At 66.3% G+C, this 3,821-nt stretch carries 5 protein-coding genes; 2 read left to right on the top strand and 3 right to left on the bottom strand.

Features of this window, described 5'->3' with window-relative positions:
• Together VM221_10265 and VM221_10270 are read left to right on the top strand one after the other, a co-directional pair.
• Positions 1-239, top strand: a 239-nt coding sequence (locus VM221_10265; GenBank protein ID HUT75200.1) for a hypothetical protein, incomplete at its 5' end; no start/stop codon positions are given.
• A gap of 186 nt (positions 240-425) precedes the next feature.
• A complete protein-coding gene (locus VM221_10270) occupies positions 426-1,496 on the top strand; it encodes an IS630 family transposase (GenBank protein HUT75201.1) in 1,071 nt (356 codons plus the stop codon).
• A gap of 138 nt (positions 1,497-1,634) precedes the next feature.
• On the opposite strand, the gene VM221_10275 is transcribed toward VM221_10270, so the two are convergent.
• The 3 genes from VM221_10275 to VM221_10285 all read right to left on the bottom strand — a co-directional run.
• Entirely contained in the window at positions 1,635-2,336 is a 702-nt protein-coding gene (locus tag VM221_10275) for a hypothetical protein (GenBank protein HUT75202.1), read from the bottom strand.
• A 12-nt stretch (positions 2,337-2,348) separates the two neighbouring features.
• A complete protein-coding gene (gene rpe / locus VM221_10280; GenBank protein HUT75203.1) occupies positions 2,349-3,020 on the bottom strand; it encodes a ribulose-phosphate 3-epimerase in 672 nt (223 codons plus the stop codon).
• Between the two features lie 9 nt (positions 3,021-3,029).
• A partial coding sequence (locus tag VM221_10285) for a ribokinase (protein ID HUT75204.1) occupies positions 3,030-3,821 on the bottom strand: 792 nt, incomplete at its 5' end.

Consider the following 3,821-nt stretch of genomic DNA (forward strand, 5'->3'; position numbering starts at 1 on the left):
CGTGGGTCTCCAGCCACCTGCGTGGTCGGCACAAAGTGATCGAGGCGCCGTACCTGCGCTGGGCCTCGTTCCGCGTCGGCCGCGAGCAGGTAGAGTTCGTGGTGCCCGAGGATGTATTCATGCGCCTGGAGCCCGATCAGACTGGTCAACTGACCTTCAAAGGGGAGAGGTTCATCGCGTTTAGGACCGGACCGGCCCCACGCTCCCGCGACCGCCTGAGACGGGCGTTGCGGCGGTGATTTGCGGCGTCGAGCGGCGGTGAGACACCTTGATCCCTGGCTGCAGCCGTCCGTGCGTGACGGGCGGGACCGACCCGCCGCGGAGGAGCTGCCCTTGGCGGCGTAGGTGGTTGAGAACGAACGCACTGCGACTGAGTAGTGCTAGTACCTAGTGACACAAGTAACATGATATGATATACTTGGCACATGCCAAGCCAAGCGACGGTCGTCATACTGACGGAAGAAGAGCGGGGGGTGTTGGAAAGACGCGTGCGAGCGACCGCCACCCCGGCCCGCGATATGTTGCGGGCACGTATTATCCTGTTGGCGGCGCAGGGCAAGCGAAACGATCAGATCGCGCCCCAGTTGGGCGTGCGCCCCAGCGTGGTCTCTCGCTGGCGGACGCGCTTCGCCCGGCAGGGCATGGCGGGCTTGCAGGATGCGCCGCGTTCGGGTCGGCCGGAGCAATATGACGAGACCACCGAGCGGCGTATTCTGGCGAAGCTGGACGAGCCCCCGCCCAGCGGCTGGGCGCGTTGGAACGGGAAGCTTCTGGCGAAGGCGCTGGGCTTGCACCCGCGGTATGTCTGGCGAGTGCTCGCGCACTACGATATCAGCCTGGAACGCCGCCGCTCCTGGTGTGTGAGTACCGATCCGGAGTTCACCCGGAAGGCGGCGGAGATCGTGGGGTTGTATCTGGCGCCCCCAGAGAACGCGATAGTGCTTTGCGTGGACGAGAAGCCGCATATTCAGGCGTTGGAGAGGGCACAGGGCTACCTGCGGCTGCCCGATGGCAAGGCCTTGACTGGCTTCTCCCACGAGTACAAACGGCATGGGACCTCCACCTTGTTCGCCGCGTTGGAGGTGGCCACCGGACTGGTGAAAGCCGACCACTACCGGCGACGCCGACGGCGGGAGTTCCTGGACTTCATGAACGAGGTGGTGGCGGACTACCCGGCGGAGATGGAGATCCACGTAATCCTGGATAATCTCAATACCCATAAGCCCAAGCATGATCGCTGGCTGGCGCGCCATCCCAACGTCCACTTTCACTTTACTCCCACCCATGCTTCGTGGCTCAATCAGATCGAAATTTGGTTTAGTCTGCTGGTCCGCGGGGCGCTCAAGGGAGCCAGCTTCCTTAGCGTGCGCCAGCTGCGCGCGGCGATTGACCGATTCATCGCCGCCTATCTCGAAACCGCCGCCCCCTTCGAGTGGCGCGCCGCCAACGTCCATGCCAAGTCATTCAAGAATAAACACACTGATTTATGTCACTAGGTACTAGTCCTTAGCGAGGATGTCGTCGGCGGTCTTGATCCACATGAATGCAGTCGGGTTATCGTTCCATGCCGCCAGGAAACGATCAATAGCGGCTCTGTTACTGCACACTAGTAGCTTAAACGAACAGTATTAGGGCTAGCCGGGAGGTGCGCCGGCGCCGCCGTGCTCACCGATGTGGCCGTGTCCGGGCGGCGCCGCTCCCGTGCTTCTCTGGCCGGGCACGGGGATCTGTGTCGTCAGCCGCACACTGACGGATTCCGTCTGCGGGTCATACTCGCCGACGGCGACCGGCGGTTGATCCGCGGCCAGCGCTGGATGCTCGACCACGAACGCTTCCACGGTGAGCTTGGCGTGTTTCCGACCGTAGCCGCGGAACTCGTCGGTCACGCGACGGGTGACATTCTCGACTTCCTTCCCCGTGACCGCTCGCTCCTCGCCCGGCTGCCCGAAGGTTGGACTGATGAAGATCCGCAGGCGAGTGGGCGTAGGGTACTCAGCATCATAGACGTAGCCCTGGAGCGACTCGATGCGCGTAAGGATGTTGTCCACTAGCTCGCGTGCCTCATCTCGCACATCGGGGTTGAGCGACTCCAGCGGCGAGCGCTCGGCCGCCAGTCGCTCCCAGATGATGACACCGATCACCGCGACCGCCAGCGCCGCGAGCACGACCACGGTCGCGAAGATGCGGCGGGGAACCGCCCGCGCGATCTCCACTGATTCCTTGATCTGCACCGGGTTCATGCGATAGCGCGCGTAGTCCACGGCCGGGCGCCCCTTCTCACCGGCGCCGGCTTGCGTGGGCTCGCCCGCTTCGCGATTGCGCTCTTGATCCGCCATTCCAGACTCCTCTCACTCAGCCGCCGCAGCCACGGCGGCGCGCACACGATTCATGGCTTGGGCCAGGGTTAGACCGGGTATGAACAGCCCCGAGCCGATGACGAGCATCTCCGCCCCCCGCCGGACGATGTCGGGCGCGGTCTCGGCGCTCACGCCGCCGTCCACCGCCACCCGCAGGTCGAGATCGCGCTGCCCGATCAGCTCCCGCAGGCGGTTGATCTTGGGCAGCGTCGAGCGCACCATCGCCTGTCCGGCGAAACCCGGGTTGACCGTCATCAGCAGCGCCAGTGATACGTCCGCGAGCACGTACTCGATCGCGCTCAGCGGCGTCGCCGGGTTGAGCGCCACCGCGGCCTGCGCCCCCGCTTCGCGCGCCGCCGCAAGCGTGCGCTGGAGATGGACGGTGGCCTCGGCGTGCACGGTGATCAGGTCCGCCCCGGCGCGCACGAAGTCGCCCAGGTAGCGGCCTGGATCCGCGATCATGAGGTGCGCGTCCAGGGGCAGCTTGGTCGCCGAGCGTATCGCCTCCACCACCAGCGGGCCGAAGGTGATGTTGGGCACGAAGTGCCCATCCATTATATCGAGGTGAATGCCGTCGGCGCCGGCCTCCTCCAGCTGCTTGAGCGAGTCGGCCAGGGCGCGGAAATCCGCGCAGATGATGGACGGCCAGATTTCGATCGGCATACGACAATCCTAGCTTCCACACGAGATGAACTGCTCGAGCTCGGCGCGCGTGGGCATGGACGGCTGGGCGCCCAGGCGCGTCACCGCCAAGGCGCCGGCGAAGTTAGCCCACGCGGCGGCGGCCGCCAGGGACTGCCCTTCCGCCAAGCCCACGCCCAGCGCCGCGGTGAAGGCGTCGCCCGCCGCCGTCGTGTCAACCACCTCCACCATAGCGGCGGCGATTTCCGCCGACGCCTGGGGGGTGGCCCACGCGCATCCCCGCGCCCCTGATTTTACCACACATGCGGCGACCCCGCGCGCCACCAGTTCGCGCGCCGCCTCCAGCCCACCGGACACCGGGCGGCCCAGCAGGGCCTCGGCCTCGACCAGGTTTGGTGATAGAAGGGTTGGCGCGCGCAGCACCTCCTCCGGCAGCGCGCACGCCGGTCCCGCATCAAGGATGGTTCGGACGCCCGCGGCGCGCGCTATCGTCATCGCCGTCGTCACCGTCTCCAGCGGAATCTCGAGCTGCAGCAGCACTACCTCCGCCGCCTGTATCACCGCGCGCGACGCCTCAACGTCGCGTGGAGAAACCGCACCGTTGGCACCGCCGGCGACGACGATGCTGTTCTCGCCCGACGCCTGGACGACGATCATGGCCACGCCGCTCGGGTGCTCGCGGTCGGTGACAACGCGGCTGCAATCCACGCCGTTGTCCTCCAGCGCTTGCCGCAGCTGGCGTCCGAAACCATCATCGCCCACGCGCCCGACGAGGTGAGTCTGCGCGCCCAGGCGCGCCGCGGCGACGACCTGGTTGGCGCC

The sequence above is a fragment of the Armatimonadota bacterium genome, assembly GCA_035527535.1.
Lineage (GTDB): Bacteria > Armatimonadota > Hebobacteria.

Coding starts and splice junctions, on each gene's coding strand:
- VM221_10270 (HUT75201.1), top strand. CDS start 426: ATGCCAAGCCAAGCGACGGTCGTCATACTGACGGAAGAAGAGCGGGGG.
- VM221_10275 (HUT75202.1), bottom strand. CDS start 2,336: ATGGCGGATCAAGAGCGCAATCGCGAAGCGGGCGAGCCCACGCAAGCC.
- rpe (HUT75203.1), bottom strand. CDS start 3,020: ATGCCGATCGAAATCTGGCCGTCCATCATCTGCGCGGATTTCCGCGCC.